Genomic DNA, 20,559 nt, shown 5'->3' with positions numbered 1-20,559 from the left:
ATGAGAAACGGGGGAAGAAAGCACGCGGTCCTGATTTTAAATACCCGCGCACGGATGTGCAGGCTATTGCGAGGGATTCGCATTGAATCGGTTGCTGCGAGGGACGCGCATCAACCGCCTGTCGCGATGAGCTCGCATCGAATCCACTGCTGCAGCGCAATCGGATGCGAAGCGTTCACAAGCAATCCGCTCGCGCAAAGCGCCCGCAGCCACTGGCACTCAACTGCACCAATGCACCCGCAGACGCGGACCGGGCTGCTGGAGCGCGACACGAATCGGGTACTCGCTGATGTCCTCGCCAGCAAGCGCAGCTTGCAGCACATCGAGCTTCTGCTTGCCGCGCAACAGCAGCAGGCGCGTGGGAATCGCCGCGAGCCCGGCAGGCGTCAGCGTGATCCGCAGCGGCCACTGGTTTGCGCCCGGGCAACCGGTAGCGTCCAGCGATGCATAGGGCTGTGGACTGGCTAGCGCCTTGGGCAGATCGGTCGAACCGGGGAATAACGAGGCGGTGTGCCCGTCGCCGCCCATTCCCAGCACCGCCAGGCAGGCCGGTTCGGCATGAGTGGCCTGCAGGTTGGCGGTATGCACGCACTCGGGCAATTGCTTGCCGGGGCGTACCAACGGGATGAAGGTCGCGGCCGGCGCATGGGTCAGGAAGCTGTGATTGACCAACCACGCATTACTGTCCTGATCCTGCGGCGAGAGCCAGCGCTCATCGACCAGGCCTACTTCGACCCGAGACCAATCCAGCGGACGGTGCGCCAGCGATTCGTAGACCGGCGCCGGCGTGGTGCCGCCGGAGAGCAGCATGCGTGCCTGCCCGCGGCGCGAAATCTCCTGTTCCAGCAGATCGGCCATTTCGCCGGCCACTGCTTCGGTCCACTCGGCCGGGTCTTCGTAGCGCATCAGGACGATGCGCGGGTTGTCCTGCAGGTTCATCGCTGCTCTCCCGGATGCTGACGCTGCGCATCCACCGCATACGCGGCGGCGCCCAGCAGGCCGGCATGCGGATGCATGACCGCCAGGGAAGGCACGCGCGACATGATCGCGGAGAACCGGCCCTTGTGCTCGAAGCGCTGGCGAAACCCCGAATGCTGCAGCGAATCCAGCACCTTGGGCACCAGCCCGCCAGTGAGGAACACGCCATCCCACGCGCCCTGCATCAACACCATGTCGCCGGCGATCGCACCGAAGATGGCGCAGAACAGGTCGATGGTGCGTGCCGAGCGCGGGTCGCCGGCCGCAGCGCGTGCGGTGATGTCTTTGGGTTCCAGCGGGCCCGGATCGACGCCGGCAATCTCACTCAATGCGCGATGGATGTTGACCAGGCCGGGGCCACAGATCAGCCGCTCGTTGGACACACGGCCGAACTGCTCGGAGAGGATTTCCAGCACGCGGATTTCTTCCGGCGTGCCGGGCGGAAAGCTGACGTGGCCACCTTCGGTTTCCAATGGAAAACAGCGCCCGTTACGGATGATCAGCCCACCCACGCCCAGCCCGGTGCCCGGGCCGATCACGCCGTAGTTGCGCGGCTGATCGATCGGCGCCGGGCGCCAGCTGGCCCCGCCGACCTGCACGACGTCCTGCGGACGCAGCAAGCTGATCGCCATGGCCTGCGCGGCAAAATCGTTGATCAGATGCAGGGTGCTGAAGCCGAGCATGCTGGCGGTGCGCGTGCGCGAGATCACCCATGGATGATTGGTGATGCGCGCTTCGTCGCCGTCAACCCGGCCGGCCACTGCGAACACGCCCTGAGTGGCCTGCACACCGATCTGGTCGAGGTAATACCGCGCGGCTTCGCCGAGCGAAGCGAACTCCACCACCGCGAACTCGCGCGAGGTGTCATCCAGCAGCGGCACCGAGGCGTCGACATCGGCCAGCGCGAATCGCGCGTTGGTTCCGCCGATATCGGCAACCAGCACCGGCTTGGAAGGAGCGGTCATGCGTTGTTTCCCTGTGCGTCGGTGGCAGGAGGCAGGAACGGTGCGGCGCTGTCCGGACCCCAACTCCCGGCGGGGTAGGGTTGCAACGGCAATTGCGACGCGGCCCAGGCATCGCTGACGCTGTCGATCCAGGACCAGGCTGCCTTGACCTCGTCGTCGCGTACGAACAGCGCCGGGTTGCCGTTGAAGGCATCCACGAACAGTCGCTCATAAGCGATGCGACGGTGCAGGCCGGTCGGCACCGACAATTCCAGTTCCAGCGGCTGCAGCTCGATCGCGCCCCATTCCGGGCCGGCCAGGCTGCTCATCAGGCCGAGTTCGATGTTTTCCTGCGGCTGCAGCTGGAAGGTCAGGCGGTTGGGCACCGCGTTCTGGCGATCAGGGCGCTCGAACAACCAATGCGTTACCGGCTTGAGCGTCACCACGATGCGGGTGGAGCGCTCGGCCAGGCGCTTGCCGGTGCATAGATGGAACGGCACGCCGGCCCAGCGCCAGTTGTCGATATGCGCGGTCACCGCGACGAAGGTTTCCACGTCGCTGCCTTCCGGCGGGTGGTAGGCCTGCGCCGGCTGGCCGTTGATGGTGCCGGCGGTATAGCGGCCGCGCACGCTGTCATGCGCGGCATGTTCGGCGGTCATCGGACGCAGCGCACGCAGCACCTTGACCTTCTCATCGCGGATGCGGTCGGCTTCCAGCGACGCCGGCGGCTCCATCGCCACCAGGCACAGCAGCTGCAGGATATGGCTCTGCACCATGTCGCGCAGCGCGCCGGAGCGGGCGTAGTAGGCATCGCGCCCATCCACGCCTTCGCTTTCGGCGACCAGGATCTGCACCGACTCGATGTAGGTACGGTTCCAGACCGCCTCGAGCAGGGTGTTGCCGAAGCGCAACGCGATCAGGTTCTGCACCGCTGCCTTGCCAAGGTAATGGTCCAGGCGGAACACGCGGTCTTCGTCGATCAGCGCGCCGATTGACTGCAGGATCTCGCGAGCACTGTCCGAGTCGTGGCCGATCGGCTTTTCCAGCATCAGCCGGTGTGGCGCGGCCAGGGCGCCGCCCAGGGCCAGACCCTGGCAGGTGCTGATGTACAGCCCCGGCGGAATCGCCAAGTAGCTGACAATCTGGCGGCTCGCAAGCTCGCGGACCGCATCGGCCACCGACTCGGCATTGCGCAGGTCCACCGAGCGGTAGTCCACGCGCTGCAGCAGCGTCTGGATCTGCTCCGGGGTGGCAATCGGCAGTGCTTCGGTCAGACGCGGTCGCAGCACTTCACGGAAGGCCTCGGTATCGTGCGGTGACAGGGCCAACGCACGGATACGGAAGTCCTCCGGCAGCAGGCCGTCGACGAACAGGCGCAACAAGGAGGGAAACAGATAGCGCTGGGCGAGGTCGCCGGTGGCGCCGAACAGGATCAGGGTGTTGTGCATGGACCGAGTTTCAGATTCAGGGGACATCGTTATCAGCGGCTTCGCGGAAAGGCGCCGGACACCCGGCGGTCGGTACGGCTGTTCCTGAGCGACACTTGCGTGCGCGCAGCGGTGCATGGACGCTGACGCCCAATCCCCGATTGTTGCAGCAACTGGTGGCCAGCGGTTAGCGCCTGGGCGGCATACCTGCACATGCGTGGCGGCATGGCCACCGGCGCGATACAGGTAACGTTGCCGGAAACAGCGGCGTGGGTTGGTAGCGGCATGGTCCCTCCCGAGATCGATGTTGCCATGTGAAAACGATTACATGTCAGAATAAACCAATGCATTCGTTTGCAGGGAATTTCCTCGCAAACGGGTCGGTCGTCATTGCCGTCGGGAGGGCCGAAGGCAGGGCGCATACAAAATGTTGAGGCCGAACGATGGCGAAAGTGCAGTTGGAAGGTGTCCGCAAGGTCTATGAAAATGGCCAGGTGGCGGTGCAGGGCGCAAGTTTCGAGGTGGCCGATGGCGAACTGATGGTGCTGGTCGGGCCGTCTGGTTGCGGCAAGTCGACCTTGCTACGCATGATCGCCGGTCTCGAAGACATCAGCGCCGGCACGCTCAAGATCGGCGAGCGCGTGGTCAACGACGTGGCGCCGAAGGATCGCGACATCGCCATGGTGTTCCAGAGCTACGCGCTGTACCCGCATATGACCGTGGCAGAAAATCTGGCGTTTGGGCTCAAGTTGCGCGGTCACCCGAAGCAGGTCATCGCCGAGCGCGTCAACAACGCCGCCGAGTTGCTGGGCCTGACCCCGATGCTCGACAAGTTGCCCAAGGCGATGTCCGGCGGCCAGCGTCAGCGTGTGGCGCTCGGGCGGGCGATGGTGCGCGAATCGTCGGTGTTCCTGCTCGACGAACCACTGTCTAACCTGGATGCCAAGTTGCGCCACAGCGTGCGTACCGAGATCGCACAGCTGCATCGCAAGCTCGGTACCACCATGATCTATGTCACCCACGATCAGGTCGAGGCGATGACCCTCGGTCAGCGCATCGTGGTGCTCAAGGATGGCGTGATCCAGCAGATCGACAGCCCGATGGCGCTATACGACCGTCCGGCCAATCTGTTCGTGGCTGGCTTCCTGGGCAGCCCGGCGATGAATGTGTTGCAGGGGCGGCTGGACGAGCAGGACGGCCTGCATCTGGTGATGGCCGATGGGTGGCGGGTACCGTTGGGCGCCGCACGGGTCGATCGCCGCTGGTTCGGCCAGGACGTGATCGTCGGCGTGCGCCCGGAGCATCTGCAGCCGTCCGGCGATGCGCGGCTGGGCTTCGATGCGCAGGTGGAGGTCATCGAGCCGGTCGGCAACGAGATCTTCCTCAACCTTGATCGCGGTGACCAGCCGCTGGTGATCCGCGTGGCCCCGCAGGCACTGCCGGCGGTGGGCCAGCCGTTACGCCTGGCATTGCGCAGCGATGCCTTGCATTTCTTCGACCCGGCAACCGGGCAGCGCCTGGAACCGGCTTAACGCTCCAACCCGGGAGCGATGGCAAGCCGGCGTGCGGCGTGCGTGCCGGCTTGCAGTTTGCTGGCGTCCACCGTCAGTTCCAATGGCAACACCGCTAGCGCCAGATCGCCGGCAACGCTGACCACCGTGCCGATGGCGGCGCCATCCAGTTCGACGCTATCGCCAGCCTGGACCGCAGCTTCGGTCTCCAGCAGCTGCAATGCGCGCTTGGCCTTGCCCAGGAAGTGCGTGCGCGCCACGATTTCCTGGCCCGGGTAGCAGCCCTTTTTGACGCTGAAAGCTTGCAAGCGGTCCAGCGCTAGTTGCTGCGGGGTCCACTGCTCGCGCTGCGCATCCGGCAGGCGGACCAGGCCGAGGTGCAGATCCGCACGGCGCCATTGCGCGTCCATGTTGGGCAATTCGATAGGCGCTGCCAATGCGTCTGCGCTGAAGATTAAGAGAGTGCGCGGTACAGCAGCACTTCCCATATCCAGCGCAATACGCTGCGTTCCGATATCGGCATGCGCCCCCTTCGCAAGATCAGGCGCCTGGAAGCCGCCATACGCGGAAAGCCTGGTAGCGTTGATTTTCAGCTTGCGCCGGAACACAAACCGGCCGAGCTGTGCGGCGATCTCATCAGCCTTGCCATCCGGCAACAGCATCAGCACCTGGGTGTCGTCCTCACGCAGGAGTGCGAAGATGGCGATCACGCGCCCCTTCGCCGTCAGCCACGCATTCCACTGCCACTGCCCGATCTCCAGCGCCTGAACGTCGTTGGCAAATTGTGCATGCGCGAACGCCACTGCATCCGTGCCGACCAATCGGACGTACTGCATGTCGTGCAGGGATCCAAAACCCTGTGGAATAAGATTCAGGTTGTCAGCCATGGAAGGGGAGGACTAAAATCGCAATGTTGTGAGACCACTATGATAGGCCATCCAACCCCCACGCCATCGCAGGATTCCGAGACGCAGTCTTCCCCTCAGGAGCACATTCCCGAGAAGAAGCCACTGCCCAAAGAGATCGGTGGGCGCGACGGCCCTGAGCCAACGCGCTACGGCGACTGGGAAAAAAATGGACGCTGCATCGATTTTTGAGCAGCTTTTAGCCACAGCGGCCTAGTGCCGCCCAGCCGAGATAACGAGCCCAGCGAATGGCGATCCGCGAACGTCCTCTTTCCCCGCATCTGCAGGTCTACCGCTGGCAGATCCAGATGGTGACCTCGATTCTCAATCGAGCCACCGGCATTGTTTTGTCGTTCGGCGCCCTGGCAATTGCTGCCGCCTTGCTGACCTTGATGCTTGGCCCCGAGCATTGGGACTGCCTCCGCCAACATGCCGCCGCCTGGTACGGACAGGTGTTTCTGTTCGGCTGGACCTGGTGTTTTGCCTTCCACCTGTTCGGCGGTTTGCGCCACATCATGCAGGACTTCGGCCAAGGATACGCCGTGCGCTCGTTCGTCAGTCTGGGCTGGCTGTCGGTCGTGCTGAGCCTGGTATTGACGGCTGCCATCTGGGCCTACGTCTTGTTGTCTGGAGGTGCCGTATGAGCCGCTACCGTACCCCTCTGAAAAATGTGCGTGGTTTGGGTGCCGCTAAAACCGGCACGGAACATTTCGTGGTTCAGCGCCTGACCGCCACCGCATTGGTGCCCCTGTCGATCTGGTTCCTGATCTTCGTGCTGAGCTTGATCGGTGCAGATCACGCTGCCGCAAGCGCGGCAGTGGCCAAACCATGGAACGCGATTCTGCTGGTCGGCTTCCTCATCGCATCTTTCTGGCATGCGCAGCTCGGCATGCAGGTGGTGCTAGAAGATTACGTGCACAACTCGCTGCTCGCACTTGCGGCGCAGACCATCGTGCGCTTTGTCGCCGTACTGGGCGCCATCGTCAGCGTCTTTGCCGTGGCGCGTATCGCGCTGGGCATGAGCTGAGCCGTCAGCGACCAAACAGGAATCCATAATTCGATGTCCGCTTACAAAATTACAGAACACAAGTACGACATGGTCGTGGTGGGTGCCGGCGGCGCCGGCCTGCGTGCCACGTTCGGCTTGGCCCAGAAAGGCCTGCAGACGGTGTGCCTGACCAAGGTCTTCCCGACCCGGTCGCACACCGTGGCGGCGCAGGGCGGCATTTCCGCCGCGCTCGGCAACATGGGCGAAGACGATTGGCGTTATCACTTCTACGACACCATCAAGGGCTCGGATTGGCTGGGCGACCAGGACGCGATCGAGTACATGTGTCGCGAAGCGATTCCGGCCATCATCGAGCTGGAACACTACGGCGTGCCGTTCTCGCGTACCGAAGAGGGCAAGATCTATCAGCGCCCGTTCGGTGGCATGACCACCAAGTACGGCGAAGGCCCGTCGGCGCAGCGCACCTGCGCGGCAGCCGACCGTACCGGCCACGCCATGCTGCATACGCTGTATCAGCAGTCGCTGGCGCATAACGCGCGCTTCATGATCGAGTACTTCGCGCTGGACCTGATCTTCGACGAAGAAGGTGTCTGCCGTGGCGTGCTTGCGCTGGACATGGCTGAAGGCTCGTTGCATCTGTTCCGCGCCCACGGCGTAGTGCTGGCCACCGGCGGCTACGGCCGCGCCTACTTCAGTGCTACCTCCGCTCATACATGTACCGGTGACGGCGGCGGCCTGGTGATGCGTGCCGGCTTGCCGGTGCAGGACATGGAGTTCGTGCAGTTCCACCCGACCGGTATCTACGGTGCGGGCTGCCTGATCACCGAAGGCGTGCGCGGCGAAGGTGGCATTCTGCGCAACAGCAACGGCGAGCGCTTCATGGAGCGCTATGCACCGCATTACAAGGATCTGGCCTCGCGCGACGTTGTCTCGCGTTCGATGACCGTGGAAATTCGCGAAGGCCGCGGCGTCGGCGAGCACAAGGATCACATCCTGCTCGACCTGACCCACCTCGGCCCGGAAGTCATCAATGAAAAGCTTCCCGGCATCGCCGAAAGCGCCCACATCTTTGCCGGTGTGGACGTGACCAAGCAGCCGATTCCGGTACTGCCGACCGTGCACTACAACATGGGCGGCATTCCGACCAATTTCTACGGCGAAGTCGTGCGCAAGCAGGGCGACGACCCGGATGCGGTTGTTCCCGGTCTGTACGCGATCGGCGAAGCCGCCTGCGTGTCGGTGCATGGTGCCAACCGTCTGGGTTCCAACTCGTTGCTGGATCTGGTGGTGTTCGGCCGTGCGGTGGCAAACCGCTGCGCCGAAACGGTCAAGCCGAACCAGCCGCACAAGACGTTGCCGTCGGATGCCTGCGACAAGGCGCTCGGTCTGCTGGACAAGTTACGCTACGCCAACAGCTCTACGCCGACCTCGGTGATTCGCGACAACATGCAGCGCACCATGCAGTCCGACGCTGCGGTGTTCCGTACCAGCAAGACGCTCAAGGAAGGCGTGGACAAGATGGCCGAGATCTTCGCTACTTTCGAAGACGTCAAGGTGTCCGACCGCTCGCTGGTCTGGAACTCGGATCTGATCGAGACGTACGAATTGAACAACCTGCTGCTCAACGCGGTGGCGACGATCAATTCGGCCGAGCAGCGAAAGGAAAGCCGTGGCGCGCATTCGCACGAAGACTTCCCGGACCGCGACGACGTCAATTGGCAGAAACACACGCTAGTCACCGTCGACGACAAGGGCAAGTGCGAGTTCGAATATCGTCCGGTGCACATGTACACGCTGAGCAAGGACGTGGACGTCGTCCCGCCGAAGCCGCGCGTTTACTGATCGATGCGGATGCAACGCGCCCTCGCTGCATTGAGCCCGGTCGCCGGGTTGTCCCGGCACAGCGGCAATCGCTTGCAGCGGTTGGGGCGTTTCATCACGCAGGGGCAGCACCGGCACCACGCCGGTCGCCGCACCGCCGCTTCGGTGGCGGGATCCATCGTCTTTACCTTCATGCGCACGGTGCGGCTGTCGTTCGCACCGCGCATCGCCTGAGCCAACGAGAGCAGCTATGGCAGAGTTCACCCTCCCCAAGAATTCAAAGATCGGCAAGGGTAAGCATTACCCTGCGCAGGGCGCCAAGAACACGCGCACCTTCAAGGTCTACCGCTGGGATCCGGATGGCGACGCCAACCCGCGCACCGACAGCTATGAGATCGATCTCGACAAGTGCGGCCCGATGGTCTTGGACGCGCTGATCAAGATCAAGAACGAGATCGACCCGACGTTGGCGTTCCGTCGTTCGTGCCGTGAGGGCATCTGCGGCTCGTGCGCGATGAATATCGACGGCACCAATACCCTGGCCTGCACCAAAGCGATCGATGCCTGCGGCAAGTCCGAGGTGCCGATCTATCCGTTGCCGCACATGGATGTGATCAAGGATCTGGTCCCCGATCTGACCCACTTCTATGCGCAGTACGCGTCGATCAAGCCGTGGATCCGCACCCAGACGCCGCCGCCGCCGGATCGCGAACGCCTGCAGTCGCCGGAAGACCGCCGCAAGCTCGATGGGTTGTACGAATGCATCCTGTGCGCGTGCTGCTCGACCAGCTGCCCGAGCTACTGGTGGAATGGCGAGCGTTATCTGGGTCCGGCCATCCTGCTGCAGGCGTACCGCTGGATCATCGACTCGCGCGATGAGGACACCGGTGCGCGCCTGGACGATCTGGAAGACCCGTTCAAGTTGTATCGCTGCCACACCATCATGAACTGCGCACGGACCTGCCCGAAGGGCCTGAATCCGGCGCTGGCGATCGCCGAGATCAAGAAGTTGATGATGGCGCGTCGCGCCTGATCGCAAGGCACTGAGGTCTCGCCTTGGCGGGATGTGGTTCGCAGCGGCACCGGCCTGATGGTCAGGTGCCGCTGTCGTTTTCGCTCCCGCCGCAGGGCGGGGTGGAGAAAGGGATGGACGAAGAAACCTTGTTGAAAAAGCTGCGCTGGCGTTGCCGGCGCGGCATGCGCGAACTGGATCAGCTGTTCGGGCGCTTCCTGGACCAACGCTGGGCGCACGCTTCCGAGGGAGAGCGCGCGGTTTTCCTACAGCTGCTGGATTGCGAAGACGATAAGTTGTGGCGCTGGTTTATGGGTTACGAGGCTTGCCCGGATGTCGCCAACGCTGCACTCATCGCCGATATCCGCGCCTTGCCGGCTTGAGTGGCGACCTTCGCGCTGGCTTGTTTGCGCACTGAGCGTTCTCGCGGTGCTGGCGCTGTGTGCCATCTGGGGCAGCGGCGTACCGGCTTGGTTGGCGGTCATGCTGTCTGTCGTTGTGCCGGCCTCGCTCGGGAGAGCGCTCTGGCTGTTGTTGCGTTCGCCGCCGCGACAACTGGTTGTGTCCTGGGGCGATAGCCCCGCCAGCATTGACGGCGCGCAGGTGCAAAATCTGCAGGTTGTCTGGCGCGGGCCGATTGCGGTGGTGTCGTGGACGAGGCTGGATGCACGTCGCGAACGCCTGCATTTCTGGCCGGATACCCTGCCTGCAATGCAACGACGTGAACTGCGTCTGGCCGCTCAGGCACACGCGATTTCGTCCGGGCGCCCGCAAGTGGCACCATAGCGTCCCTTTCCTGGTTGAACCGCATGTTCAAACCTATCCCGGTTGCCATCGGCTTGCGCTACCTGCGTGCCAAGCGGCGCAATGGCTTCATCTCCTTTATCTCGATGGCATCGATCCTCGGCATCGCCCTGGGCGTCACCGTGTTGATCACCACGCTGGCGGTCATGAGCGGTTTTCAGAAGGAAATCCGCGACCGTCTATTGCAGATGGCCGCGCACGCCACCGTCAGCGCCGAAGGTGCGCCGATGCGCGACTGGCAGCATGCGGTCGAGGTCGCCATGGCGGACCCGCGTGTTGCCGGCGCTGCACCCTATATCGAAACCGAATCGCTGCTGCAGGGCCCGCGCAAGCAGCCGGCCATCGTGCGTGGCATCGTTCCGGCCGAAGAGAACAAGGTGTCGGTACTGGCCAAAAAGATGCAGCAGGGCTCGGTCGACAGCCTGACGCCGGGCTCCTACAACATCGTCATCGGCAAGGAGCTGGCGCTCTGGCTGGGCGTGGATGTAGGCGACAGCGTCGTCGTGTTGCTCAGCGATACCCAGGCCACGCCGTTGGGCGCGATGCCGCGGCTCAAGCGCTTCACCGTCAGCGGGATTTTCGAAGCCGGCTACAACGAGATCGATCGCGGCCTGGCTGTGGTCAACATGCAGGACCTTGCGCGGGTCTTGCGGATGGATGGCGTGACCGGCGTGCGTCTGCGGCTGCACGACATGGATCAAGCCTGGAACGTCGCGCGCGATCTGGCGCTGAAGTTGCACGGCCCGTATCGGGTGAGCGACTGGACCCAGGAGAACGCCAATCTCTATCACTCGCTGAAGATGGAAAAGACCGTGATGGGCATCCTGCTATCGCTGATCGTGGCGATGGGCGCGTTCAATCTGGTGTCTTCGCAGGTGATGCTGGTCACCGACAAGCAGGCCGACATCGCGATCCTGCGCACGCTGGGCTTGTCGCCTGGCGGAGTGATGCAGGTCTTCATGGTGCAGGGCTCGCTGATCGGCTTCATGGGCACGATCATGGGGGTGATCGGCGGCATCGTGCTGACGCTCAACCTGGAGCGCATCCTCGGCCTGATTGAGACGATTTTCAGCGTCAAACTGCTTCCGGAAGACGTGTACTACATCACCGGCCTGCCCACCGACATGCAGACCCAGGATGTGGTGGTGATCACCGTGGTGGCATTGGTGATGAGTTTTCTGGCGACCTTGTACCCGGCGTGGCGCGCCTCGCGTACCCAGCCGGCGGAGGCGCTGCGTTATGAATGAGACCCTGAAATCGGGACACGGGCATCGGGAATCGGTCGTGCAAAAGCCAAACCAAGCAGAGACAGTGATTCGGGCCGAGGGTCTGGGCAAGACCTATGCCGAAGGCAAGATGCGCACGCCGGTATTCGATGGTCTGGACCTGTCGGTGGCAACCGGCGAAACCGTGGCGATCGTCGGCGCATCGGGCGCAGGCAAAAGCACGTTGTTGCATCTGCTGGGCGGCCTGGATATTCCGACCGCGGGTGAGGTGTATGTAGCCGGTGAGCGGATGTCGGCGCTTTCCGATGGTCAGCGCGGCAAGTTGCGCAACCAGGCGCTCGGCTTCGTTTATCAGTTTCATCACCTGCTGCCGGAGTTCACCGCGCTTGAGAACGTGATGATGCCTGTGTTGTTGTCGGGCAAAGATGTCTCGGTAGCGCGCGGGCAGGCGTTGCAGCTGCTGGAATCGGTTGGCCTTGGACACCGCATCGAGCACAAGCCCAGCGAGTTGTCGGGCGGCGAGCGTCAGCGCTGTGCGGTGGCGCGTGCGTTGGTGAACAAGCCGGGATGCGTGCTGGGCGATGAGCCCACCGGTAATCTCGACGACAAGACCGCTGGCACCGTGTTCGAGCTGATGCTGGAACTCAACCGCGCGCAGCGCACCAGCCTGGTGTTGGTCACCCATGACCGTAGCCTGGCGCGTCGCCTGGATCGCGTACTGGAGCTGCATCAAGGCAAGCTGCGCGAACTGGCACCTTCGGCAGTGTAAGTGCTGGCGACGCGATCGGGTTTCGGTCGCGTCGCAGACTACAGGCGGACGCGTCTTTCACGACAGATCGCTACGTGCGGGTTCCGCAGCACGGCCGTCTGGGTGCGTCAGAGCGTAGCTCCAGGAGCGGCTAGCAACCCGTAGCGAGCAATTTTCAGCTGGTGTAGACGGCGCGCGCTTTGAACCGGGGTGCGCGAGTAGTACATGCCGCACCGAGAGGGTGCGCCCACTTGGTGGTGAGATCGGCGGGTTATTCGCTGACCTAAAGTCCTGGGTTCCATGATATTCACACCGCTGCAGGCCATTGCGACCTGCAGCGATGCCGTGGCATCGATCAGGGGATGATGCGTAGTGCCCGCAAGCGGGTAAACAGCTCGAAGAACGAGGCGCGGCTGTCGTAGAAGTCCAAAAAGCCCAACTCACGGCTCTTGGTCATGTCGTTCACGCACTCGATCTCGCGGCCCAGGTCGGCATCGGTGTGCCACCACGAGGCCAGACGATTGACGTCCGATTCGACCAGATTGTGCTGCGCAGCCAGCTCGGCCCACAGCGCCGGTGCGGTCTCGGTCAAGCGCGCTTCCAATGGCTGCGGCGTGTCGGGGCAGGGCGCTGGATCGAGTTCGAAGAACTTCGCGATCTCGCCCCACATCCAGCGCCAGCGAAATACATCGCCATTGACGGTGTTGAAGGCCTGGTTGCGCGCTGCCGGGCTGAGACCTGCCCAGGCCAGCTGGCGGCCAAGCAGGCCGGCGTCGGTCAGGTCGGTAAGGCTGTTCCACTGCGCCTGCGAGCCCGGGAACACGAAAGGCTGCCCGGTGTGTTTGCACAGCGAGGCGTAGATGGCCAGCGTCACGCCCATGTTCATTGCATTGCTGCCATTGGCCATGCCGATCATGGTGTGCGAGCGATGCACGCTCCACCCGAAGCCATGCCGCTCGGCGTGTGCGAACAGCAGGTCTTCGAGCGTGTAGTAAAAGTTTTCGCCCGGCTGGCGCGGTTCGCTTTCGCGGAACGGCGTTTCGGCCTTGCCGCTACCGTAGTTTTCGAACGCGCCCAGATAATGCTTGGTGCCGGTCACCAATGCCATGTGCTGCAGCGGTGCGTCGCTCAACGCATCGCACAGGTGCCGCATCATTGCGCCATTGGCCTCGACGTTCTCGCGTTCGGTGTCGCGACGCGTCCAGGTGCAGAAAAATACGTGGGTGATCGGCAGACCGCGCAGCGCGTTGTCGGTGCTGGCGGCGTCCAGCAGATCGGCGGCGACAGGAATGACGCCGTCGTGTTGCAGCGGGCGGCGCGCCAGGCCGTAAACGGTCCAGCCGTCGGCCACCAGCACGTTGGCCAGGTTGTAGCCGGAGATGCCGGTCACGCCGACAATCAGTGCAATGCCTTTACGCATGTGGGGGAACTCCTAAAAAACAGCTTCGAACATAGCCCGTTGCTAATGAAATCGAGGCGAATGCAAGGTCATATGACCTGCCGGGCGCCTTAGGAGCTTCGCGTCGACCATGCTCACGGAGCTACGCGCTCTTACTTTGCTCGCTCAGCTGAACGTATGCGCGGCGTCGGTCGGTCAGACCGTGAAATTCATCCCTGCCGGTCTCTGCCGTGTACACGCCTCACCGTTTTTTTACCTGCGCACGAATAGCGCCATGTCGGCAGCGCGCTACAGCAGATCCGGTCTCTTCTGACTGTCTGGCGCGCAGATCGCCGCTGTTGCCAACGCACCTGTTGGCTTAGCGTTGCTTCTGGATCAGGATGATCAGAAGTGAGCTGCACCATGGAAGTGTCAGACCACGCAACGCCATTGCCGCGCCTTTCGTCGGCAGTGCCGGTCGCCGTCGCGTTGCTGCTGGGCGTGGTCGTGTGTGCATGGTCGCCGGTACTCCTGCCGCCAGCGCTGTATGCCGCCTGCCTGTTCGCGGGCGTGATGGGCATCGCGCTTACCCTGTGGCTGCGTCCGTGGCGCGCCGTGTGGATGCTGGGGCTTGCAACCACCGCGGTGGGCTTTGGGATGACTGGCTGGCAGGTGGCGGGCACATTGCAGTCGCAATTGCTGCCGCGTGACGAAGCGGGCGAGATCAGCGTGCGTGGCCGCATTGTCGGGCTGCCAGTGTCCGAGCAACGACGTACGCGTTTTCAGTTACGCGTCGATCTAGACCGGACGCAGCCGGCAGCTCTGCGCGGCAAACTGCTGCAATTGGCGTGGTACGACCCGTTTGGCGCCGAGCAGATCGGGCCGCGTGCCACGCTGCGGGCCGGGGCACATTGGCAATTGCCGCTCAAGCTGCGCGCACCGCGGGGTCTCCGTAACCCGGGTGGGTTCGATGCAGAACGTCAGGCGCTGGCGCAGCGTATTGCGGCAACCGGCTATGTGCGTGACCTTGGTGCTACCCGCGAGGTTGCTGCGCCGCGTGGCGTAGATGCCTGGCGCGACCGGATGTCGCTGCGGATTGCCGAACAGGTCACCGGCGCTTCGGCACCTTACCTGCGCGCGCTTGCATTGGGCGACACGCGCGGGCCGGACGATGCGGCTTGGGCGACCCTGCGCGCGACCGGGCTGAGCCATCTGATTGCCATCTCCGGATTTCATGTCGGTCTGGTTGCCGCGTTCTTTGCGTTGGCGGTGGCCGGCGTGTGGCGATGGCAGCCGGGTCTGGGCCTGGTGATGCCGCGCCTACACGCCGCGGCCATTGCCGCGCTGCTTGGTGCAGCTGCGTACGCGGTGTTGGCAGGATTAGCGCTTCCCACGGTACGCACCGTGCTGATGATTGCCGTCGTCGCGCTGGCACGGGTCGCGCGGCGACGTGCCACAACCGCGCAAGTGCTCGCGCTGGCATTGCTTGCAGTGCTGGCGTGGGATCCGTTGAGCGTGCTGGTGGCAGGCTTCTGGCTCAGTTTTGCCGGCGTCGCCTGGCTGGTGTGGTGCCTGCCCACGGATGACCGGAGCATTCTGCGTGGGTTCCTGTCCGCACAGATGGTTGCCACCGTGGGCTTGCTGCCGCTGACCGTCAGTTTGTTCGGGCAGGCATCGCTGGTGGGGCCGCTGGCCAATCTTGTTGCCATTCCCTGGTGGACTTTCGTCGTCGTGCCGCTCTGTCTGCTAGGGACGGCGCTTGAAGCGCTGCATGCCGGGGCAGGCGTCTGGGCATGGCAACTGGCCGGCTGGTGCTTCGAGCTGACCTGGCCAGTGTTCGTCTGGCTTGGGCAGACCACGGTGGCCTTGTGGTGGGTTCCCGAATCCGACGGGATTGCACTGATTGCAGCATTGCTGGGCGCGTTCTGGCTACTGCTACCGCGAGGCACCCCAGGCAAGGCCGTGGCGATGCTGCTCTGGCTGCCGCTTTTGTGGCCGGATCGCACCTTGCCCGGCGCTGGCGAAGCCGACCTGCAGGTACTGGATGTGGGCCAGGGTCTGGCCGTGCTGGTGCGCACGCAACGGCACGCGCTGCTGTTCGATACCGGCCCCGCAGTGCGCGATGGCTTCGATGCCGGTGAACGCGTGGTGCTGCCCGCTCTGCGCGCGCTCGGAGTACGTCATCTAGATGCACTGGTGCTCAGTCATGCCGATGCCGACCATGCCGGCGGCTACGCGGCAGTGCGTGAAGGACTGCCGGTCGCTATGACGGCTGCCCCACCGGGCGCGCCCCTGGACGTGAGCACGCGGTGCCAGGCCGGGCAACAATGGGAGTGGGACGGCGTACGCTTCCGCTTTCTGCATCCAGGTGCGGATTTTCCATACCTGCGCAATCAATCCAGTTGTGTGCTGCGGGTCGAGACACGGCATGCCAGCGCGTTATTGCCAGGCGATATCGACGAACTCATCGAGCATCGCTTGATGCGCGAGCAGTTGGCAGGGCTGCGCGCCGAGGTCGTCGTGGTGCCCCACCACGGCAGCGCAGATGGCTCGCACGTGGGCTTCATTGCCGCGACGGGCGCGCGGCTGGCACTGGTGTCTTCCGGGCATGGCAACCGATTTGGCCATCCCCGCGCGCAGGTGGTCCAGCGCTGGCAGGGCAGTGGCGCCGAACTGCTCGACACTGCACGATCCGGTGCGATCAGGGTATGGCTGGGCGCGGATGGCCTGCAGGTCCGCGAGCGACGACGTTGGCAGCCGCGTCTGTGGGATGCTGCGGAACGACGGCGGTCGACTGCTATCCTATCGGCCAGCGAATAGGCGGCCGCGTTGCCGGAGGAATCGAATCGTGTTGGAGCTGGTCAAGGCGGGCGGTTGGCCGATGGTGCCGTTGCTGTTGCTGGGTGTGATCGCCCTGGCGATCGTGCTGGAACGTCTGTGGACCCTGCGCCGCAACGAGGTGACGCCCCCGGGGCTGGGCGAGGAAGTCCGTAACTGGGCTGCACGCGGCAAGCTGGATCCCACTCATATCGAGTCGCTGCGGCGTAATTCGCCACTGGGTGCGCTGCTGGCGGCGGCACTGGATGTGCGCGGCCGTCCGCGCGATCTGATCCGCGAACGCATCGAGGACACCGGTCGCCACGTGGTGCATCGCATGGAGCGCTATCTGAACGCGCTGGGCACCATTGCGTCGGCCGGCCCGCTGTTGGGGCTGCTCGGTACGGTCGTCGGCATGATTCAGATGTTCCTGGGCATCCTCGATCACGGCGTGGGCGATGTGAACCAGCTGGCCGGTGGCATCGGCAAGGCGCTAGTGTGTACCGCTACCGGCATGATCATCGCCGTGCCTGCGCTGATGGCGCATCGCTTCTTCAAGGGGCGCATCGCCGGCTACATCATCGAGATGGAGCAGGAAGCCACGCTGTTGCTGGACACCATGGATGGCCGCGGAACTCCTGTGGCCGCAGCGCCTGCGGTGGCGGGCAGCAAGCCTGTCATGGCAAAGGGCTGACGGATGCGCATCGGCAGCGACCGAAGCCAGGACGAGCCGCATATCGACCTGGTGCCATTGATTGACGTCATTCTCGTCCTCATCATCTTCTTCGTGGTGACCACGACCTTCGACGCACGCTCCACGTTGCAGCTGCAATTGCCGACCGCCAGCGACCAGAACACCAGCGCGCCGCCGCGCTCGCTCAGCGTCCTGGTCAATGCCGATGGGCATTACTTCATCAACGACCAGGAAGTGCTGCGCGCGGACGTGGAGTCGCTGAAGCAGACCATCGCCCAGATCGCCGGCGGCGACCGCGAGCAGACGGTACTGATGCGCGCAGATGCGCGCACGCCGTATCAGGCCGTTGTCACCGCGCAGGATGCGCTGGGCCAACTCGGCTTCCGGCGCATCGCCATCGCGACGGCGCCCCAGACCGGCACTGCCGGCAAGACAAGCAAGAACGGAACCCGCCAGTGACCACCACCAACGACCGCCCGGCGCCAGTGTCGTCCTGGCGCACGTACCGTCGCCTGCTGGCCTTCGCCAAGCCCTATCGGCTGTTGTTGATCGCCGCGCTGATTGCCGCGTTGGTCGAAGCGGCAGGCACTACCGGTTTTCTGGCATTGATGAAGCCGATCACCGACGAAACCTTCATCTACAAGAACCCGGAGGTCAGCCGCTGGCTGCCGGTGCAGATCATCCTGCTGTTCGTGGTGCGCGGCGTTGCCGGCTATATCACCGACATGGCGATGGGCAAATCCGCACGCAGCATTGCGCGCGATTTGCGCGTCAAGGTGATGTCCAAGTATCTGCGTCTGCCGGGTTCGCGCTTCGATTCCGAGCCGGTGCCGTCAATGCTGATCCGCCTGGGCTCGGACTCCGACCAGGTCGCACAGGCGGCGGTGGATGCGGTCAAGGTGATGATCCAGCAGTCGCTGCAGGTCATCGGCGCCCTGGCGCTGATGCTGTGGCATAGCTGGCAGGTCACGCTCACCATCGTGGTGCTGGCGCCGGTGCTGGCCTGGGTGATGGACAAGGTGGCGCGGCGGTATCGGCGCATCAGTCACAGCATCCAGGAGAGCGGCGCGCATCTGTTGCAGGCCGCCGACCAGACCTTGTCCAGCCACCAGGAGGTCAAGATCTACGGTGCCCAACAGACCGAGATGGAGCGCTATGGCGCGCTGGCCGATCGCAATCTGCGGCTGGCGATGAAGGTGGAATCCACCCGCGGCATTTCCACAGCCACCGTGCAGATGATCGGTGCGATCGGGCTGTCGGCACTGCTGTTCGTGGCAGGTGCGCAGGCCTTGGCCGGGCGCCTGACTGCTGGCGACTTCGTGGTGTTGATGACCTCGATGCTGACGATCATCCCGGGCCTCAAGCAGCTCACCAATGTGCAGAACATGGTGCAGCGCGGCCTGGCGTCGGCCGAGCGCCTGTTCTCGGTGCTCGATAGCCCGGACGAGCCGGATCAGGGCGCATTGCCGTTGACGCGTGCGAAGGGTTTGATCGAGTTCCGCGATGTCACCGCGCGCTACCCGGGGCAGATGAATCCGGCGCTGGCCGATGTCAGCTTTGTCGCGCAGCCCGGTACGGTGACAGCGATCGTTGGCCGCTCCGGTAGCGGTAAATCCAGCCTGATCAAGCTGATTCCGCGTTTTTACGAAGCCGAGGCCGGCGAGATCCTGCTGGACGGGCACCCGGTGCAGGCGTACTCGTTGGCCGACCTGCGTCGTCAGATCGCGCTGGTCGGCCAGCAGGTGATGCTGTTCGACGGCAGCATCGCCGACAACGTGGCCTACGGCGAAATGCGCACTGCAGATGCTGGGCAACTGGAGCGTGCGATCCTTGGCGCCAACGCCATGGAGTTCGTGGCGCAGCTGCCGGAAGGCCTGCAATCGCATGTCGGTACCAAGGGCGGGCGGTTGTCCGGCGGGCAGCGGCAGCGCCTGGCGATTGCACGTGCAATGCTCAAGGATGCGCCGATCCTGATCCTGGACGAAGCCACCGCAGCGCTGGACAACGAGTCGGAGCGACTGGTGCAGGACGCCCTGCACAAACTGATGCCTGACCGCACCACGCTGGTGATCGCACACCGGCTGTCCACCATCGAGCATGCCGATCAGGTGCTGGTGATGGATCAGGGCCGCATCGTCGAGCGCGGCACACATCGCGAGTTGCTGGAGCAGGGCGGGCTGTATTCGCATCTGCACGGCATGCAATTTCGCGAACGGCAGGCATGAGCAAGCGCGGCACCCGCACCCCGGGCTACTGGTACGACAATGCGCCGATCCCGCTACCGGCGCGCCTGCTGGCACCCATCTACGGCGCTGCAATCGCGCTGCGGCGCGATCTCTACCGCCGCGGCTGGCGTAAGCGGCATGGCGTGCCGGTGCCGGTGATCGTGGTCGGCAACGTCACGGCCGGTGGCACCGGTAAGACACCGCTGACCATTGCGTTGGTCTCCAAGCTGCAGGAAGCCGGCTGGACCCCTGGCGTCGCCAGCCGCGGCTATGGCCGCGATGACTCCGGCACCGCGCGGTGGGTCGATGCAGACACGGCGGTGGCACTCGGCGGCGACGAGCCGGTGTTAATCGCCTGGAAGACTGGTGCTCGCGTGCGCGTTGATCGCGATCGCGTCGCGGCTGCGCGAGCACTGGTCGAGGCGGGTTGCGACATCATCGTCTGCGATGACGGGTTGCAGCATTACCGGCTGGCACGCGATGTGGAAATCGAAGTGGTCGACGGACAGCGCCGCTATGGCAATGGCCGCCTGCTGCCTGCCGGACCGCTACGCGAACCGGCCGCGCGCGCGCGCGATTGCGATTTCCGTGTGGTCAACCTCGGGCAGGCCAGCGCTACTGCCGCTCCGCCGCAGGCAACGGACGATGCCGGCTTCGGCGAATGGCAGATGCGCCTGAGCATCGACAGTGTGCAGCCGATGGACGGAAAGCGGGCGCAACCGCTAAGCATGCTTGCCGGGCAGCGCGTGCATGCGGTGGCAGGTATCGCGCACCCGGAGCGTTTTTTTGCCATGTTGCGCGCGCGTGGCATCGGCGTCGTGCCGCATGCCTTCCCCGATCATCACGTGTATCGCGCCGCCGATTTCAGTTTCGGCAGCCGCCTGCCGGTGCTGATGACCGAAAAGGACGCGGTGAAGTGCCGGCCGTTCGCCGATGAGTGGCTGTACAGCGTGCCGCTCAAGGCGGAGTTGCCGGCTGCATTCTGGGTGAGCCTGCTGGATCGGCTGGATAAATTGGCCAGCCGGCAGGGCGTTTGATCGTGGCGGTTTGTCGCGAATGC

General features: G+C 64.1%; 20 protein-coding genes, 1 other RNA gene and 1 pseudogene. 16 read left to right on the top strand and 6 right to left on the bottom strand.

Annotated features, from left to right (window positions below):
* Positions 1–219: 219 nt before the first annotated feature.
* Genes pgl through zwf form a run of 3 tightly spaced genes read right to left on the bottom strand, consistent with a single transcriptional unit; the run spans position 220 to position 3,370 of the window.
* Entirely contained in the window at positions 220–939 is a 720-nt protein-coding gene (gene pgl, locus BJD12_RS02240; RefSeq protein ID WP_005995645.1) for a 6-phosphogluconolactonase, read from the bottom strand.
* The gene (gene glk / locus BJD12_RS02235) at positions 936–1,943 is read right to left on the bottom strand and encodes a glucokinase (RefSeq protein ID WP_005995646.1); all 1,008 of its coding nucleotides are present in this window, start codon (positions 1,941–1,943) and stop codon (positions 936–938) included. Before glk ends, pgl begins: the two co-directional genes overlap by 4 nt.
* On the bottom strand, positions 1,940–3,370 hold the full coding sequence (gene zwf / locus BJD12_RS02230; protein WP_005995647.1) for a glucose-6-phosphate dehydrogenase: 1,431 nt from the start codon (positions 3,368–3,370) through the stop codon (positions 1,940–1,942). The genes glk and zwf overlap by 4 nt, the downstream gene beginning before the upstream one ends.
* Before the next feature lie 422 nt (positions 3,371–3,792).
* Between zwf and BJD12_RS02225 the strand changes: the two genes are divergently transcribed.
* Complete coding sequence (locus tag BJD12_RS02225) at positions 3,793–4,881, top strand: ABC transporter ATP-binding protein (protein ID WP_005995648.1); 1,089 nt, start codon at positions 3,793–3,795, stop codon at positions 4,879–4,881.
* Here the strand turns inward: BJD12_RS02225 and ygfZ are convergent.
* Entirely contained in the window at positions 4,878–5,747 is an 870-nt protein-coding gene (gene ygfZ / locus BJD12_RS02220; RefSeq protein ID WP_005995649.1) for a CAF17-like 4Fe-4S cluster assembly/insertion protein YgfZ, read from the bottom strand. The genes BJD12_RS02225 and ygfZ overlap by 4 nt on opposite strands.
* Between ygfZ and BJD12_RS25175 the strand changes: the two genes are divergently transcribed.
* The 10 genes from BJD12_RS25175 (at position 5,649) to lolD (ending at position 12,406) form a co-directional block, all read left to right on the top strand.
* Positions 5,649–5,957 carry a DUF1674 domain-containing protein gene (locus BJD12_RS25175; RefSeq protein ID WP_324250466.1) on the top strand — a complete coding sequence of 103 codons (309 nt, stop codon included), beginning with the start codon at positions 5,649–5,651 and terminating at the stop codon, positions 5,955–5,957. The genes ygfZ and BJD12_RS25175 overlap by 99 nt on opposite strands.
* 56 nt (positions 5,958–6,013) lie before the next feature.
* Positions 6,014–6,409 (top strand): succinate dehydrogenase, cytochrome b556 subunit, encoded by a 396-nt coding sequence (gene sdhC / locus BJD12_RS02210; RefSeq protein WP_005995650.1) that lies wholly within the window; start codon positions 6,014–6,016, stop codon positions 6,407–6,409.
* Positions 6,406–6,792: a succinate dehydrogenase, hydrophobic membrane anchor protein gene (gene sdhD / locus BJD12_RS02205; RefSeq protein ID WP_005995651.1), complete on the top strand. Its 387-nt coding sequence runs from the start codon at positions 6,406–6,408 to the stop codon at positions 6,790–6,792. The genes sdhC and sdhD overlap by 4 nt, the downstream gene beginning before the upstream one ends.
* 33 nt (positions 6,793–6,825) lie before the next feature.
* Positions 6,826–8,616, top strand: a complete 1,791-nt coding sequence (sdhA, locus tag BJD12_RS02200; protein ID WP_074059298.1) for a succinate dehydrogenase flavoprotein subunit — start codon at positions 6,826–6,828, stop codon at positions 8,614–8,616.
* A 9-nt stretch (positions 8,617–8,625) separates the two neighbouring features.
* Positions 8,626–8,829, top strand: a complete 204-nt coding sequence (locus tag BJD12_RS02195; RefSeq protein WP_039420718.1) for a hypothetical protein — start codon at positions 8,626–8,628, stop codon at positions 8,827–8,829.
* A gap of 16 nt (positions 8,830–8,845) precedes the next feature.
* Positions 8,846–9,628 carry a succinate dehydrogenase iron-sulfur subunit gene (locus BJD12_RS02190; protein ID WP_005995655.1) on the top strand — a complete coding sequence of 261 codons (783 nt, stop codon included), beginning with the start codon at positions 8,846–8,848 and terminating at the stop codon, positions 9,626–9,628.
* 113 nt (positions 9,629–9,741) lie between these two features.
* A complete protein-coding gene (locus BJD12_RS02185; RefSeq protein ID WP_042828400.1) occupies positions 9,742–9,990 on the top strand; it encodes an FAD assembly factor SdhE in 249 nt (82 codons plus the stop codon).
* Positions 9,941–10,393: a YgfX family protein gene (locus tag BJD12_RS02180; RefSeq protein WP_042828396.1), complete on the top strand. Its 453-nt coding sequence runs from the start codon at positions 9,941–9,943 to the stop codon at positions 10,391–10,393. The genes BJD12_RS02185 and BJD12_RS02180 overlap by 50 nt, the downstream gene beginning before the upstream one ends.
* 23 nt (positions 10,394–10,416) lie before the next feature.
* Entirely contained in the window at positions 10,417–11,658 is a 1,242-nt protein-coding gene (locus BJD12_RS02175) for a lipoprotein-releasing ABC transporter permease subunit (protein WP_005995659.1), read from the top strand.
* A 37-nt stretch (positions 11,659–11,695) separates the two neighbouring features.
* Positions 11,696–12,406, top strand: a complete 711-nt coding sequence (lolD, locus tag BJD12_RS02170; protein WP_484621470.1) for a lipoprotein-releasing ABC transporter ATP-binding protein LolD — start codon at positions 11,696–11,698, stop codon at positions 12,404–12,406.
* A gap of 128 nt (positions 12,407–12,534) precedes the next feature.
* Here lolD and BJD12_RS02165 read toward each other — a convergent pair.
* Both BJD12_RS02165 and BJD12_RS02160 read right to left on the bottom strand, forming a co-directional pair.
* A non-coding RNA gene (locus tag BJD12_RS02165) (sX9 sRNA) lies at positions 12,535–12,612 on the bottom strand.
* A 128-nt stretch (positions 12,613–12,740) separates the two neighbouring features.
* Positions 12,741–13,805, bottom strand: a complete 1,065-nt coding sequence (locus BJD12_RS02160) for an SDR family oxidoreductase (RefSeq protein WP_005995663.1) — start codon at positions 13,803–13,805, stop codon at positions 12,741–12,743.
* 381 nt (positions 13,806–14,186) lie between these two features.
* Between BJD12_RS02160 and BJD12_RS02155 the strand changes: the two are divergent.
* From BJD12_RS02155 to lpxK, 5 genes and pseudogenes are all read left to right on the top strand, one after another.
* A pseudogene (locus tag BJD12_RS02155) lies at positions 14,187–16,718 on the top strand (DNA internalization-related competence protein ComEC/Rec2); the annotation flags it as partial.
* Positions 16,612–17,274: a MotA/TolQ/ExbB proton channel family protein gene (locus BJD12_RS02150; protein WP_042828399.1), complete on the top strand. Its 663-nt coding sequence runs from the start codon at positions 16,612–16,614 to the stop codon at positions 17,272–17,274. The pseudogene BJD12_RS02155 and the gene BJD12_RS02150, both read left to right, overlap by 107 nt.
* 3 nt (positions 17,275–17,277) lie before the next feature.
* On the top strand, positions 17,278–17,733 hold the full coding sequence (locus BJD12_RS02145) for an ExbD/TolR family protein (RefSeq protein WP_005995669.1): 456 nt from the start codon (positions 17,278–17,280) through the stop codon (positions 17,731–17,733).
* Positions 17,730–19,499, top strand: coding sequence for a lipid A export permease/ATP-binding protein MsbA (gene msbA, locus BJD12_RS02140; protein WP_005995671.1), 1,770 nt, complete (start codon positions 17,730–17,732; stop codon positions 19,497–19,499). Before BJD12_RS02145 ends, msbA begins: the two co-directional genes overlap by 4 nt.
* The gene (lpxK, locus tag BJD12_RS02135) at positions 19,496–20,536 is read left to right on the top strand and encodes a tetraacyldisaccharide 4'-kinase (RefSeq protein ID WP_005995673.1); all 1,041 of its coding nucleotides are present in this window, start codon (positions 19,496–19,498) and stop codon (positions 20,534–20,536) included. Before msbA ends, lpxK begins: the two co-directional genes overlap by 4 nt.
* Positions 20,537–20,559: the final 23 nt, after the last annotated feature.

Source organism: Xanthomonas vesicatoria ATCC 35937 (assembly GCF_001908725.1).
In the GTDB taxonomy this organism is placed as follows: domain Bacteria; phylum Pseudomonadota; class Gammaproteobacteria; order Xanthomonadales; family Xanthomonadaceae; genus Xanthomonas; species Xanthomonas vesicatoria.
Note: the sequence above shows the minus strand (reverse complement) of the source record. Positions and strands in the feature narration are given on the sequence as shown.

Excerpts from the sequence above, each read along its gene's own strand:
- sdhD (WP_005995651.1), top strand. The coding sequence starts at position 6,406 with ATGAGCCGCTACCGTACCCCTCTGAAAAATGTGCGTGGTTTGGGTGCC.
- sdhC (WP_005995650.1), top strand. The coding sequence starts at position 6,014 with ATGGCGATCCGCGAACGTCCTCTTTCCCCGCATCTGCAGGTCTACCGC.
- ygfZ (WP_005995649.1), bottom strand. The coding sequence starts at position 5,747 with ATGGCTGACAACCTGAATCTTATTCCACAGGGTTTTGGATCCCTGCAC.
- BJD12_RS02145 (WP_005995669.1), top strand. The coding sequence starts at position 17,278 with ATGCGCATCGGCAGCGACCGAAGCCAGGACGAGCCGCATATCGACCTG.
- sdhA (WP_074059298.1), top strand. The coding sequence starts at position 6,826 with ATGTCCGCTTACAAAATTACAGAACACAAGTACGACATGGTCGTGGTG.
- zwf (WP_005995647.1), bottom strand. The coding sequence starts at position 3,370 with ATGCACAACACCCTGATCCTGTTCGGCGCCACCGGCGACCTCGCCCAG.
- BJD12_RS02180 (WP_042828396.1), top strand. The coding sequence starts at position 9,941 with ATGTCGCCAACGCTGCACTCATCGCCGATATCCGCGCCTTGCCGGCTT.
- glk (WP_005995646.1), bottom strand. The coding sequence starts at position 1,943 with ATGACCGCTCCTTCCAAGCCGGTGCTGGTTGCCGATATCGGCGGAACC.
- BJD12_RS02185 (WP_042828400.1), top strand. The coding sequence starts at position 9,742 with ATGGACGAAGAAACCTTGTTGAAAAAGCTGCGCTGGCGTTGCCGGCGC.
- BJD12_RS02190 (WP_005995655.1), top strand. The coding sequence starts at position 8,846 with ATGGCAGAGTTCACCCTCCCCAAGAATTCAAAGATCGGCAAGGGTAAG.
- BJD12_RS02225 (WP_005995648.1), top strand. The coding sequence starts at position 3,793 with ATGGCGAAAGTGCAGTTGGAAGGTGTCCGCAAGGTCTATGAAAATGGC.
- BJD12_RS25175 (WP_324250466.1), top strand. The coding sequence starts at position 5,649 with ATGCGCGAACGCCACTGCATCCGTGCCGACCAATCGGACGTACTGCAT.
- BJD12_RS02175 (WP_005995659.1), top strand. The coding sequence starts at position 10,417 with ATGTTCAAACCTATCCCGGTTGCCATCGGCTTGCGCTACCTGCGTGCC.
- pgl (WP_005995645.1), bottom strand. The coding sequence starts at position 939 with ATGAACCTGCAGGACAACCCGCGCATCGTCCTGATGCGCTACGAAGAC.
- BJD12_RS02195 (WP_039420718.1), top strand. The coding sequence starts at position 8,626 with ATGCAACGCGCCCTCGCTGCATTGAGCCCGGTCGCCGGGTTGTCCCGG.
- lpxK (WP_005995673.1), top strand. The coding sequence starts at position 19,496 with ATGAGCAAGCGCGGCACCCGCACCCCGGGCTACTGGTACGACAATGCG.
- BJD12_RS02160 (WP_005995663.1), bottom strand. The coding sequence starts at position 13,805 with ATGCGTAAAGGCATTGCACTGATTGTCGGCGTGACCGGCATCTCCGGC.